The organism is Streptomyces mirabilis (assembly GCF_018310535.1).
Taxonomy (GTDB): domain Bacteria; phylum Actinomycetota; class Actinomycetes; order Streptomycetales; family Streptomycetaceae; genus Streptomyces.
In genome coordinates this window covers 8,613,380-8,625,898 of sequence record NZ_CP074102.1, presented here as the reverse complement: position 1 = coordinate 8,625,898, position 12,519 = coordinate 8,613,380, and the positions used below count along the sequence as shown (strand labels likewise).

General features: G+C 71.9%; 15 protein-coding genes. 6 read left to right on the top strand and 9 right to left on the bottom strand.

What is annotated here, in order from left to right:
* Nucleotides 1-25: 25 nt before the first annotated feature.
* Entirely contained in the window at nt 26-547 is a 522-nt protein-coding gene (locus SMIR_RS38290) for a DinB family protein (RefSeq protein ID WP_168500816.1), read from the bottom strand.
* A gap of 268 nt (nt 548-815) precedes the next feature.
* Here SMIR_RS38290 and SMIR_RS38285 point away from each other — a divergent pair, with 268 nt between their 5' ends.
* Nucleotides 816-1,043 carry a DUF5133 domain-containing protein gene (locus SMIR_RS38285; RefSeq protein WP_054233831.1) on the top strand — a complete coding sequence of 76 codons (228 nt, stop codon included), beginning with the start codon at nt 816-818 and terminating at the stop codon, nt 1,041-1,043.
* 109 nt (nt 1,044-1,152) lie between these two features.
* Here SMIR_RS38285 and SMIR_RS38280 read toward each other — a convergent pair whose 3' ends face one another.
* From SMIR_RS38280 to SMIR_RS38260, 5 genes are all read right to left on the bottom strand, one after another.
* Nucleotides 1,153-2,496, bottom strand: coding sequence for a diacylglycerol/lipid kinase family protein (locus tag SMIR_RS38280; RefSeq protein ID WP_212728066.1), 1,344 nt, complete (start codon nt 2,494-2,496; stop codon nt 1,153-1,155).
* Nucleotides 2,497-2,709: 213 nt separating this feature from the next.
* A complete protein-coding gene (locus SMIR_RS38275) occupies nt 2,710-3,153 on the bottom strand; it encodes a response regulator (protein ID WP_168488848.1) in 444 nt (147 codons plus the stop codon).
* Nucleotides 3,150-4,808 (bottom strand): sensor histidine kinase, encoded by a 1,659-nt coding sequence (locus SMIR_RS38270; protein ID WP_168488851.1) that lies wholly within the window; start codon nt 4,806-4,808, stop codon nt 3,150-3,152. Before SMIR_RS38270 ends, SMIR_RS38275 begins: the two co-directional genes overlap by 4 nt.
* Nucleotides 4,805-6,076, bottom strand: coding sequence for a PP2C family protein-serine/threonine phosphatase (locus SMIR_RS38265; protein ID WP_212728065.1), 1,272 nt, complete (start codon nt 6,074-6,076; stop codon nt 4,805-4,807). Before SMIR_RS38265 ends, SMIR_RS38270 begins: the two co-directional genes overlap by 4 nt.
* A 35-nt stretch (nt 6,077-6,111) precedes the next feature.
* A complete protein-coding gene (locus SMIR_RS38260) occupies nt 6,112-6,564 on the bottom strand; it encodes an ATP-binding protein (protein ID WP_168488856.1) in 453 nt (150 codons plus the stop codon).
* Nucleotides 6,565-6,754: 190 nt separating this feature from the next.
* Here SMIR_RS38260 and SMIR_RS38255 point away from each other — a divergent pair, with 190 nt between their 5' ends.
* Entirely contained in the window at nt 6,755-7,330 is a 576-nt protein-coding gene (locus SMIR_RS38255) for a MarR family winged helix-turn-helix transcriptional regulator (protein WP_168488858.1), read from the top strand.
* Nucleotides 7,331-7,337: 7 nt separating this feature from the next.
* On the opposite strand, the gene SMIR_RS38250 is transcribed toward SMIR_RS38255, so the two are convergent.
* Nucleotides 7,338-7,667 carry an STAS domain-containing protein gene (locus SMIR_RS38250; protein WP_168488860.1) on the bottom strand — a complete coding sequence of 110 codons (330 nt, stop codon included), beginning with the start codon at nt 7,665-7,667 and terminating at the stop codon, nt 7,338-7,340.
* A 260-nt stretch (nt 7,668-7,927) separates the two neighbouring features.
* The gene (locus SMIR_RS38245; protein ID WP_101407163.1) at nt 7,928-8,440 is read right to left on the bottom strand and encodes a MarR family winged helix-turn-helix transcriptional regulator; all 513 of its coding nucleotides are present in this window, start codon (nt 8,438-8,440) and stop codon (nt 7,928-7,930) included.
* Between the two features lie 126 nt (nt 8,441-8,566).
* On the opposite strand from SMIR_RS38245, the gene SMIR_RS38240 reads away from it, so the two are divergent.
* The 4 genes from SMIR_RS38240 (at nt 8,567) to SMIR_RS38225 (ending at nt 11,033) form a co-directional block, all read left to right on the top strand.
* Entirely contained in the window at nt 8,567-9,748 is a 1,182-nt protein-coding gene (locus tag SMIR_RS38240; RefSeq protein WP_422664490.1) for a PP2C family protein-serine/threonine phosphatase, read from the top strand.
* A gap of 126 nt (nt 9,749-9,874) precedes the next feature.
* Nucleotides 9,875-10,021 carry a hypothetical protein gene (locus tag SMIR_RS38235; RefSeq protein ID WP_168488862.1) on the top strand — a complete coding sequence of 49 codons (147 nt, stop codon included), beginning with the start codon at nt 9,875-9,877 and terminating at the stop codon, nt 10,019-10,021.
* Entirely contained in the window at nt 10,018-10,614 is a 597-nt protein-coding gene (locus tag SMIR_RS38230; RefSeq protein WP_212728064.1) for a PRC-barrel domain-containing protein, read from the top strand. The genes SMIR_RS38235 and SMIR_RS38230 overlap by 4 nt, the downstream gene beginning before the upstream one ends.
* On the top strand, nt 10,611-11,033 hold the full coding sequence (locus SMIR_RS38225) for a PRC-barrel domain-containing protein (RefSeq protein WP_212728063.1): 423 nt from the start codon (nt 10,611-10,613) through the stop codon (nt 11,031-11,033). The genes SMIR_RS38230 and SMIR_RS38225 overlap by 4 nt, the downstream gene beginning before the upstream one ends.
* A gap of 6 nt (nt 11,034-11,039) precedes the next feature.
* Here SMIR_RS38225 and SMIR_RS38220 read toward each other — a convergent pair whose 3' ends face one another.
* Complete coding sequence (locus tag SMIR_RS38220) at nt 11,040-12,404, bottom strand: DUF6777 domain-containing protein (protein ID WP_212728062.1); 1,365 nt, start codon at nt 12,402-12,404, stop codon at nt 11,040-11,042.
* Nucleotides 12,405-12,519 lie beyond the last annotated feature (115 nt).

Below are 12,519 nucleotides of genomic sequence, written 5' to 3'. Positions count from 1 at the left end.
GGAATCGAGGCGCGTCACCCGCCCGTCACTGCCCGACCCGCCCGTCGATCCGCTCGCGCAGGAAGTCAGCGTGGCCGTTGTGCCGGGCGTACTCCTCGATCAGGTGGACCAGCACTTCCCGCAGCGCGATCGGCTCGTCGTCGTGAGTGCCGGTGATGTCGAGGTCGCGGGCCTCGTCCACGAACCGCTCGGCGAAGGCCACCTCGGAGCGCCAGGTGTCCCAGGCATCCGCCACCACCTCGGGGTCGGGCACCGCGCCGTTGAAGTCGCCGTTCGGGTCGCCGTCCGAGCGGTAGTGCCGCGGCGCGTCCTGGCCGGCCAGCACCCCGCGGAACCAGGCCTGTTCGACCCCCGCCAGATGACGCACCAGCCCGAGCAGCGACATGTTCGAGGGCTCGACGGAACGCCGGGCCATCGCCTCGGCGTCCAGACCGGCGCACTTCATCTCCAGCGTCAGTCGCTGGTCGCGCAGATACCCGACGAGCGTGTCCCGCTCCCCCACGAACCCCCCGTCGGAGCGCGGATCGTCGTCCGGGTGCACGAACATGTCCCACCAGCCGAAGGTCCGCTCGGACGGGGTGTTCCCGGACTGGGGAGGCTGGGGAAGTGTGGTGTCGGCCATGCCTGTGAGCATCGGCGCGCCGACCGGGATCCGCCACCGATTTTTCGCCTGACCGAAACGGTGTCAAGTCGCCCGTGATGGCCGGCGGTCGGCACGGACCGGGCCCGCGTACATCGGGAGGAACCGGGTAGCCGGGACGAGAAACGATCACCGGCAAGACCGACGTGTCGGCTCACCCCACCGGAGGACCCCTGTGCTGATGGCCCACCCCGCGGTACTGCGCAACCTCGTCGAGCAGTACGTCACCCTGCGCACGCTGCACGCCGAGGACGGCGGTACGGAAGTCCGGCGGCGCATGGACGACGTGGCCTACACGCTGTGCGTCTCGACCGGTACGAGGGACGTGGACGCGGCGCTCGTCGCGGCCCGCCACCGGCTGCCCGGAGCCCGCACGATGGACGACTCCGTCCTCGCCACCTGACCCGAGGTGCGGACCTGGTGCCCAAGCAGCCCTGGTGTCCGAGCTCAGTGAGTGATCTGAACCGGGTCGGGCGGGCCCGCGAGCGAGCCCACCCGACCCTTCAGCCCCTTCACCGCAGCCACTGGTCCTTCTCCGCGGGCCGGTACAGCGTCACTGCCCGTGTCAGTTTGTCGAGCACCAGCCTCGGCTCCGCGACCCGGGTCACTTCGCCGTCGTACGAGAACCGCGGGTCGCCGTGCAGCACTTCGAGCCGCAGGCTCCGCACCTGCGCCGTGGTGAGGACCCGGCTGTTGTGCAGGGTGCCGGTCAGGACGGCGAGCAGCAGCCGGGTCCTGGCCAGCGGGGTGCCAGCGTCGACGGCACGGACGTCGAGCAGTCCGTCGTCGAGTTGGGTGCGGTAATTGGGGGCGAATCCGGCGGGGTGGTAGATGCCGTTGCCCGCGAAGAGGAGCCACAGTCGCTTGGGGCGGCCGTTGACCGAGACGGTCACGGGGCTGCCCTTGGCGAGGACCCTGGCCAGTCCGACCACCAGCGCGGGCCACTTCCCGATCCGCTGCTCCAGCTTCTCCCGGGCCCCCACCAGATCCGAGTAGACGCCGAGGCTGAAGGTGTTGAGGAACACCTGCTCCGGTCCGCCGGGGGCGCGGGCTCGCCCGAGGTCCGTGACGACCGCGTCGCCCGCCTGCACGGCTCGTACGACGTCCTCCAGGGTCTGGTTGCCGAGGTCGACGGCGAAGTGGTTGAAGGTGCCGCCGGGGAACACCGCGAGCGGCAGGCCGAGCCGGGCGGCGATCTCCGTCGCGGCGTTGATCGTGCCGTCGCCGCCGCAGGCGCCGAGGGCGCCGCCCTCGTCCTTGGCCCGCCGGGCGGCCTGTTCCAGGAGTTCCACCAGGTCCTGGTCCTCCTGCGGCACCGTGATCTCGGCCTTGGGCAGCGCGGCGCGCAGATACGCGCTCGCGTCGGGGGTGTCGGCGCTCCACGAGAGCCCGGAGGACGGGTTGACCACGATGTGCAGTCCGGCGCCCCCGGGCAGCGCGGGAGCGGGCCGCCGCGGGGGTGCCGCCGCGGCCGCCGCCTCCGGTTTGACGGGCCACCAGCGGGCGGTCAGCGCGGCTGCGCCGACGCCGATCGCGACGCCCACGGCCATGTCGCCCGGGCGCCGGGCCCCCGAGCGCGTGCGGGCCACGGTCAGTGCCGCGGCGCCGGGCACCGCGAACAGGCCGTACCGGGGCGCTTCGAGCAGGACACCGGCGGCGAACGCGGCGGCCGACGCGACTCGGCCGGCCGCGTCGAGCGGCTGTGCCTTGCGGGCCGCCGGGCGCGCCAGCACGCGGGTCACGGCCGAGGCGATGGCGACGGTGCCGATGCCGCGCAGCGCGGCCCGGCGCGCGGTCCGGTTCCCTGACGCGCCGAGGGCCGCGGCGGCGGCGCCCCACACGAGTCCGCCCGCCACGGTCCGCCGCCATCCGGAGGGCCCGGCCGGTCCCGTGGCCGCCCCACCCGGTCGCCACGGCGTGCCGCCGCTTGTCCGTCGCCCCGCCCCACGCCTTCTCATCACAGGCCCACCCTCGCGTCTCGACAACAGATCTCCTGGTCGGCAAGGTTGTGCCGCCGTTGTCCCTGTTCCCCGAGTTCGCGCATTCATGGACCCCGGCCGGGGCGGCGGTCAGGTGGTCTTGGGCAACTTCACCACGGTCACGAAGAAGTCGTCGATCTGGCGGACGGCGGAGATGAACTGGTCGAGGTCGACCGGCTTGGTCACATAGGCGTTCGCGTGCAGTTTGTAGCTGCGCAGGATGTCCTCCTCGGCGGAGGAGGTGGTGAGGACGACGACGGGGATGTGGGCCAGATCGTCGTCGGACTTGATCCGCTCCAGGACCTGGCGCCCGTCGTACTTGGGCAGGTTGAGGTCGAGGAGGATCAGGTCGGGGCGCGGTGCCCCGGTGTGCTGGTTGGTGCGGTAGAGGAAGTCGAGGGCCTCCTCGCCGTCCCGTACCACGTGCAGGGTATTGCGGATCTTGTTGTCCTCGAACGCCTCGCGGGTCATCAGCTCGTCGCCGGGGTCGTCCTCGACGAGCAGGACCTGGATGGGTTCGACGGGGGTGCTCACGTGTGTGCTCCTTCGGGTGGGCGTACTGCCTCCCCGGGGTCGGGTTCCGTTCGCGCCATGGGCAGGGTGAAGGACACGCGCGTGCCCGCACCGGCGGTGCCGTCCAGGGTGATGGCACCCCCGTGATGCTCGACGATCTTGCGGCACACGGCAAGGCCGATCCCCGTGCCCTCGTACTCGTCGCGGCCGTGCAGTCGCTGGAAGATGACGAAGACCTTCTCCCTGAACTCGGGTTCGATGCCTATGCCGTTGTCCCGTACGACCAGCCGCCACTGTCCCTCCTCCGGCTCCGCCTCGCAGCGGACGGCGATCTCGGGCGACCGGTCGGGGTGGCGGAACTTCACGGCGTTGCCGATCAGGTTCTGCCAGAGCATGGTGAGGGTGGTGGTGTCGCCCGTCACGTTGGGCAGCGGCCCCTCACGCACGACACGCGCACCCGTCTCCTCCAGGACCACGCTGAGGTTGCCGAGTGCCCGGTCCAGTACGTCGTCGAGCGCGACGGGGACCTGCGCCTCGCCGACGCGGCCGACGCGGGAGAAGGTCAGCAGGTCGTTGATGAGGATCTGCATGCGTTTGGCGCCGTCGACGGCGAAGTCGATGTACTGCTTGGCCCGGTCGTCCAGTTGGTCGCCGTACCGTTTCTCCAGGAGCTGGCAGAAGGACGCGACCTTGCGCAGGGGTTCCTGCAGATCGTGCGAGGCGACGTAGGCGAACTGCTCCAGCTCCGCGTTCGAGCGCTTCAGTTCCAGGGTCTGGGTGTCGAGTTCCTCGGCTTGCCGCTCCAGAAGGACCTCACGGGCCTGGGAGGCGGAGAGTTCCTCGACGATGCGGCGGCGCATCTCCTCGACGGCCCGGGCCACCCTCTCCAGGTCGCGCGGCCCGTCGAGCCGGATCCTGCGCTCGAACGCGCCGCCGCTGACGTCCACCGAGGCCGCTTCCAGGACCCGCAGGGGACGCCCCACGATCCGGTGCAGCAGCAGGGTCAGCGCGACGCCGCTCGCCAGGAAGGCGGCGAGCATGCCGAGGAAGAGGAGGTTGCGGGACCGACGGCTGTCGTCGGCCGAGGCGCGGGTCCGGTCGCGCAGCTGCTGGATGTCCTTCTGCAGGGTGGCGAGTTGACCCCGGATCGCGTCGAATCTGGCCTTGCTCGCCTCCAGGGAGGGGGCTTTGGCGCCGCCGGGCGTGCGGGCCGCCTTGATCAGCGGCTCGGCGTAGTCGCGGCGCCAGGAGTCACTGAGGCGCCCGGCCGCCTTCAGGTCCGCGGCGATCCGGGTGTGGTCGGCGAGTTGCGCCGCCAGGCGGGCCTCGAAGGTCTTCTCGTCCCGTACTCCCGACGCGTAGGGATCGAGGAAACCGGAGTCCCTGCTCAGTACGTAGCCGCGTACGCCCGTCTCCTGGTCCACCAGCGAGGTCTCCAGCTGGTAGGCGGTGGCACGGGCCGGCTGGATGCGGTCGGTGAGCAGATCGGTGCGGTCGTCGGCGCGGGCCTGGAGGACCCCGCCGGACACGGCGAAGACGATCACCAGCAGCACGTTGGCGGCCAGCACCACATGGATCCAGCCCTGCACGGTCAGCCGCGCGACGCGTGTGGGCTTTCCGTCCCCGGGGGTGTTCGCCGTAGGGTCCGGTCCCGGGGCGTTCGGCGTACGGGTCATGACATTCCGTTCGTCGCCAGGTGCAGGACGGCCACGTCGTCGGCGAGTCCGCCGTGGGAGGCGGTCAGCGCGGCGACGTCCTCGACCACCGCGTCGACGAACGGCCGCCCGCGCAGGGCCTGGTGTTTCCTCGCCACCGCGAGCAGTCCTTCCTCTCCGAGCCGCCGGGCCGGGGCCACGACGCCCTCGAAGAGGCCGTCGGTGAACAGCGTCACGGCGCTGATGTCGTGCGCGGGCAGCTCGGTCTCCGGCCAGCGGGCCCGGCCCGGCAGCAGTCCGAGCGCGGGGCCTGGGGCCGGCTCGAACAGCTCGATGCCGCGCGAGGTGCTCACGAGCAGTCCCGGGTGTCCGGCGCGGATCACGCTCATGCGGCTGCGGTCCTTGGCGATCCGCAGGACGGTGAGGGTGGCGAAGATGTAGTCCGCGGCGCGCTCGGCGCCGATGATCTCCTCCAGAAGCTCGAGTTGGCGCGCGCCCACGCATCCGGAGAGCACGGCGGCCCGCCAGGCCACCCGCAGACAGACGCCGAGCGCGGCCTCCGCCGCGCCGTGGCCGGAGACGTCCCCGATCACCGCGTGCACGGTGCCGTCCTCGCTCTCGACGACGTCGAAGAAGTCGCCGCCGAGCAGGGCGTGGTCCCGTCCCGGGGTGTAACGCGACGCCACCTGGCAACCGGCGCCCCGCAGCAGGGGCGTGGGCAGCAGTCCGCGCTCCAGGCGCGCGTTCTCCCGGGCCAGCAGCCGGCTCGCCTGGAGTTCGGCGCCCGAACGCTCCACCTGCTTGCGCTGCAGGGCGTACCGGACCGCGCGGCTGAGCGCCTCGGCGTCCAGGCCGTCCTTGGCGAGGAAGTCCTGCGCTCCTTCGGCCACCGCGGCGAGCCCGGCCTCGTTCTCGGCGACTCCGGTGAGCACCACGACGGCCGCGTCGGGCGCGGCGTCACGCACCAGCCGGACCGCGCCGAGTCCGTGGGTGTCGGGCAGATGCAGGTCCAGCAGGACGCACACGGAGTACGGCGAGGCATCGAGGAACACACGTGCCTCGGCGAGGGACTTGCACCAGGTGACCTCCATCGGCAGTCCGCTGTCGGCCAGCACCTCCCGCACCAGCAGCGCGTCTCCGGCGTCGTCCTCGACCAGCAGCAGTACCGCGGTGGCGTCCAGGGCCCAGCGGGGATCCGAACTCCCTTGCCGGGGCACCGCGCCTCGTTCACCTGTCCGCGGCAGGCGATCCGCCACGCTCGCCCCCCTCGGGTGACCCACGCCGACCATGGTCGGCTGTGAGCCTACTGGTACGTCGCTCCGGGTCAACGGCGCAGGGCGAGCCGGGCCTTGACGCACTTTCCGACCGGCACCCGCCCGACGGTCACCTCCGTCGCGAGCGCGTGCACGATCTCCAGGCCGTGCCGCCCCACGCGTTCGGGATCCCGCGGATAGCGCCGGGGCAGGGCGGCGCTGCTGTCGTACACGATGACGGTCACGGAGGTGTCGGTTCCCTCCAGTTCCAGGATGTACGGCCCGTGGCTGTGCCGGTCCGCGTTGGTGACCAGCTCGCTGACGACCAGCAGGAGGTCGCCGGTGGCCCGCTCGCCGATCTCGGCACACCACTCCGAACGGAGCTGTTCGAGGAACAGCTCGGCGAAGTGGCGCGCTTCGGCGATGCACCCCGGCTCGCCGGTGTAGTGCGCCGCCCGCCGAAGCGGTTCCACGGGCACGTCGAACCCAGTCGGTATCACCGCTCCGTCCAAGCGCTCGATCATGTGGTTCTCTTTCGGATGCCGGTACGTCGGGACATTCCGCGTCCGGACGCTGCTGCTGCAGAAGTGCTCGTACCCCGTGCAGCCCTCCACAGTCACCCCGATATTCCCTCGTCCCGATGGCTTCCGCACACGATTCCCACAAGGGAACGGTGTCATCCCGACGCGGCCGGGCAGGGCCACCAGGCGAGGCATGACCGGTCACCGAGTTCTCGGTGCGAGCAAGGGGCGCGGGCGGATGGACGGACAGGACCCCGAAGTACGGGACGACATACCGCCCCGGGAACGGGACAACGCCCTGCTCCAGGCCGCCGACCGGCTCGCCGCCGCGGCCGAGATCCTGGTCTCCGTGTCGGCGCGTACGGCGGTCGCGGTCGACAGCAGACTGTCGCCGCCGCTGCTGCGCGCCCTGACCCTGGTGGGCACGGATCCCGGTCTGACGCTCGCGGCGCTCGCCGAGCGGGCGCAGATCAGCCGCTCCCGGGCGAGCCGGGTGTGCGACACGCTCGAAGAAGCCGGACTGCTGGCCCGTTCGCCGCGCACCGAGGACCGCAGGGGCGTCGGCCTGAGTCTGACCGGCCGCGGCCGGTCCGCCCTCGACCGGGTGCGGGAACAGCGCACCGCCTGGATCAAGGACGCCCTGCTGCGCATGCCGGAGTCCGATCTGAGCGGGCTGCTGGCCGCGCTGCGGTCGCTCGGCCCATCGCTGGCGCACGGGCATCCGGAGCACAGGCCGGGGACACCCGTGTCGCCCGAGCGGTCCGCCTGACGCGCTCTCAGACCGCATCGGCCTCCAGTGCCTCCCCCACAGTGGGGAAGACCGGCAGCAGGTCCGAGATGCCGGTGAGGCCCAGCACCCGCTCCACGAAGGGTGAGAGAGCGGCCAGCCGGAGCCGCGGGCCGAGCACCCCATGGGCCCGCAGGACGACGTTGATCGTGGTCGAGTCCAGGAAGGTCACCGCGGCCAGGTCGAGGACCACCGCACCCGGGCAGGCCCGGCCCGCCGCCGCGAGGGCCTCGTCGAGCTCGCCCGCGTTGTCGAGATCCATCTCGCCGCGGACCGCGATGACGGTCGACCGACCGGCCTCGCGCGTGGACAGCGACATGGCCGCCTGACCTGGACTCCGGCCTGAATGCACAGCGATCCCTCGAAATGTTGTCGAATCCACGGAGAGTGGGGTAACCGCATGGGGACGGTGCGCCACAACGCCGCGATAGAACGGTGTCAGGCCCTACCGTAGCCGATCGTTGTCATTTGACAACAATTGCCGTCAGGCAACAATCTGGTGCCCCTGCGATCCCAAGTCCGGCGACCCGTGGGCCGGTTGTCGCAGTGATGGGTCGCACCGAAGGGACGCAGATGGAGCTAACCGGTACCGGTCGCATGCCCGGGCGCCCGGCCGGACCGGCCGGAGCGCTCTTCGAGCTGGTCCAGCGCGGTCGCCCGGAACGCTTCGAGGCCTTCGGTGAGCCGGGCGACGTCCGCCGAGGACATCTGCTCCAGCACGGCCCGCACCTCGCGCGCGCGGTGGTCCCGGAGTTCGCGCAGCACCTGCTCCCCGAGCGGGCTGAGGCCGACCTCGACCTCGCGCCGGCTCGTCGAGCTCGGCACTCTGCGGATCAGGCCGACTGCCTCCATCCGGTCACACAGACGGCTGACCGAGGAGGGACGCGAGGCCAGGGCGTCACCGAGCGAGCGAAGATTCATGGACCCGCCCTGCTCGATCACGATCAGGGCCCGTAGCTGAGAGGGCGGCACCGGTCCGGACGGCGCGGACTCCTGCCCTCGACCCCACAGGAGTTCGAGGAGCTCCGAGACGGCGTCGAGCGTGTGCGCGGCTTCGTCTCGGGAGACGGGTGGACGGATCGAGCGAGGCACCGATCCACCTTGTCATCTCCTGAAGGCCATTACCAGCCGCGCCGGTCCACCGGAGCCCTCGAAACAGACCACTGCGACCACGCAGACCCACTCGCACGACAACCGCACGAGAAAGTCATCACGACCGTGACCTCTGTGAACGACGTCGACAGAGCCCTGCGCGCGGCCCCGCCGCACGCACTGCTCGACACCCTGCGCCCCTTTCTGACGGATGTCTGGGGGGCGATCGACGCCGACCTGCTGCTGGCGGACTACGGGATGACCGTGCTTCAGCCGGTCGAGGAGCCCGGCGACCCCGCGCGTGCCGTGTCCCTGCACAACAGCCCCGAAAGCCGGGCCTTCGGCAGTCAGGAACCGCACGAGGAGCGCCCCCGGAACGGCGAGCGGACGCGTCTGCATCTGCCGGTCTCCGCCCGGGGCGAGCGCCTGGGCATCCTCACCGTCCTGCTGCCTCCGGGGACCGTGGACCCCGCGGTGACCGACGAACTGGTGCAGGTCGCCGATCTGCTGGGCCACGCGATCGTCGTGGCCGAACGGGACACCGACGTCTACCGGCAGGCCCGGCGGGTCGGCCGGCTGACGCTGGCCGCCGAAATGCAGTGGGAGCTGCTCCCGGGCCGGGCCTGTGCCCGCGAGGAGTTCGCCGTCGGCGCCCAGCTGGAGCCCGCGTACGCGGTGCGCGGGGACAACTTCGACTGGTCCTCGGACGCGCACCGGCTCACCCTGTCGATCATCAACGGGATGGGGGACGGCATCCACGCGTCCTTGCTGACCCACCTCGCCGTCGGCGCCCTGCGCAACGCCCGCCGCGCCGGGCTCCCGGTCGCCGACCAGGCCAGACTCGCCGACCAGGCCCTGTACGCGCAGCACCACGGCGACCAGCACGTGTCGGCGCTGCTGCTCTCCTTCGACCTCACCACCGGCAGCGCGCTCGCGGTGGACGCGGGCTCGCCCCGGATGTGGCGCCGACGGGGTACGGCCGTGGAGCGGATCGAGCTGGAGGCGCAGCTGCCGCTCGGCATGTTCGAGGAGTCCGACTACGTGGCACAGGAGTTCGGTGTCCTGCCCGGTGACCGGCTCCTGGTGGTGAGCGACGGTGTGTACGACGCCCTGTCCCCGCTGGGCGAGGTCTTCGGGGAGCGGGCACTGGCCCGTGCCGTGTCGGCCACCGCCCTGCTGCCCGCCGCCGACGTACCGCGCGCCGTCCTCGACGAGCTGGCCCGCTACCGCGTCACCGAGCCGCTGGACGACGCGCTGATCGTGTGTCTCGACTGGTCCGGCAGACCGGTCGGCACGCCGTCCGGCTGACGCCGAGTCCGGGCTCAGCCGCCGAAATGGCGGCGACCATGGTGCATTCCCCGGTCCGCTCGGGGCACCCGGACCGGGCGGAATCCGGCCGACGGCGGCCGGGGCCCGAAGGCCCGGAGGTGGACGGTGGACTGGTGGATGTGGCTGGTCGTCGTGGTCACGGCCCTGGTGCTGCTGAGCGTGGCGGCGCTCTGGGTGCAGACGAGCAGACGGTCGGGGACCGTCATCGCCGTGCGGCGCGGGCACCGGTTCGGAAAGCGGGAGGTGCGATGAGCCAGTTGATGTCCGCGCGCGACCTCGGTGGCCGACCGGTGGTCACCCTGGGCGGTGAGGCGGTGGCGCGGGTCAAGGACACCGTCTTCGACGGGCCCGCGGGACGTGTCACCGGCTTCACGCTCAACGGCCGGGGGCTGCTCGCGGGCCCGTTGAAGCAGAGCCTGCCGTGGAGCGCGGTCCACTCACTGGGCCGCGACGCCGTCATGATCCTCGGCCGGGAGGTCCTCGCCGAACCGGCCGCGGTGATCGCTCGGGACGAGGCGGCGCACGGCCGGGTGCTGGGCGCCAGGGTGCTCACGGACGGGGGCACGGAGGTCGGGACCGTGCTGGACCTCGTCGTCCAGGGCGGTATCAGCGGGCGCGTGGTGGGGTTCCGGATCGCCGCCCGCCAGTCCCTGGAGTCCGGTTCGAAGCGCCGCCGCCGCAAGGTGTACGTCCCCCGGGGCGAGACGCTCGCCGTGTCGGGACAGGCACTTGTCATCCCCGCGGACGCGACCCGCTTCGTCGCGGACGACCTGGCCGGTTTCGCCGCCCAGGTCGAGGCGTTCCGGCTCCGGGACACCGCTGACCGGACGGAACCCACACCGTGACGCTGTTCACCCAGATCCGCGGCCTGCCGGTCGTCACGCTCGGCGAGGCGAACGAGCTCGGCGTCGTCAAGTCACTCACGATCGATGTCGCATCGGGGCTGGTCGGCCAGGTGCGGCTGTCGCCGGCCCGGGGTCGCAAGGAGATCGCGATCGACTGGAGCGCCTTGCACGTGATCGGCCCGGACGCCGTTCTCGTCCGGTCGGACACCGCCCTGGACACCACCCCTCCCCCGGCGCCCGCGGAGGTCCTGGGCATCCGGGTCCTGACCGAGGACGGGGACGAGCGCGGCACCGTACGGGACATCGCCTTCCACCCGGTCACCGGCCGCGTCGAGAAGATGTGCACGGCCCTGGGCGACATTCCGGGCGACCGGCTGATCGGGTTCGGGGACTACGCCCTGGTCGTACGGACCGACTGAGTCGCCTCAGTACCCAGGAGGCGTCAGGGCCGGCTCCGGAACGCCGTAGGACGACGAGGTGTCCGCCGTCGTGGCGCCCGCACTCGCCGTGGCGTCGATGGTCGTGTCGGAGGACGTGCGGCCGGAGTACGGCCCCGACTCCGATGCCGTCGTGGGAGGTTCGGAAGAGGGGTAATTCGGATCCGATGACGTAGAGGTGGGCGGAGACGATACATCGGCCGCCGGCGCATCGGACGACGCCGAAGACGACGAGGACGGGGCTGTCGAAGAGGAAGGGGAGGGAGAGGACGGCGGCGGGGACGGGGACGACGAGGACGGAGACTTCGGCGACGGCGACTTCGGGGGCGCCGACGACACGCTCACCGCGGGGGACGGCTTCGCCGGAGGGTAGGTCCTCTCGTCCCGGCGGCCGTCGGTGTCTCCCCGGTGACGGCCGACCCATTCGTCGCGGTGGAGGTCGTAGATGACGAAGACGTCGATGGTGGTCGTGGCGGGCACGACGACCACCACGTTCTGCGACCGGTACGAGGCCCAGATGTCACCCGTCCGCCTGGGCACGGTCTGCTGCGCGACCGCCGGGGTCAACGGGTTCCCGCAGGCGCAGCGCACGCGCGGCACACCATGGCCGTCGACGAGGACCGCAGTGCCCGTCTGGAGCACCGCCTGGTAGCTGGTGGCCGCGCCGTCCCGGTAGCCGTGGTTGGTGACGCGGGTGTCCATCCGCAGCTGTACGGGGGTGAGCGAGCGCAGGTAGGCAGGGACCCCAGTGGGCTGGACGCCCTCCACGGAGGCGAACGCCTTGTTCTTCGCCGGTTCCGCCCGGAGCGCCTCGATCTGCTTCTCCACATCGCAACTCGCGGTGTTGCGGGTGCCGCCGTAGAGCCCGGGCGCGGAACCCGACACGCCGCGCGTCACGTTGGCGGACTCCGGCATGTTCGCCGCGGGTGTCACCGGCGCGGTGGAACTGTCCTTCGCCGTCGACTCCGTGAACGGGTCGGGACCCGGTTTGTTCGCGGCCTGCAGGAACAACTCACCGCCCGACGGCGTGCCGGACGTGCCGCCCGAGCGGGTGAGGACGACACCGAGCACCACCCCGGCCACCACGACCCCGGTGATCAACGCCATCCGCGGCGCCGACTTCCACCAGGGGTGGTTCGGGCCGCCGCCGTGACCGGGCGGACCGCCGGGACCGCCGCCTCCTGAACCGCCTGCGCCCGGCGGTCCGGGCGGCGGACCGCTCGGCGGCGGCGCGAGCGGGCGGCCGATCCCCCGGGTCGGAGCGTGCTCGGAGGCACCCGGCCGGGGGGAGCCCGACAGCGGGCCCGACGGGGGTCCGGTGGGCCGGTCGGGGAACGACGGGTCGACGCTCACGAACTCTTCTTCCGGGCGTAGGGATCCCGCGGCGTTTCACGCGTTATATGCCGGTTCATTCCGCAACGAGCCCATTGTGTGCTCCGGTCGGGTGTCTCCCGCAAGCTGACGCGGT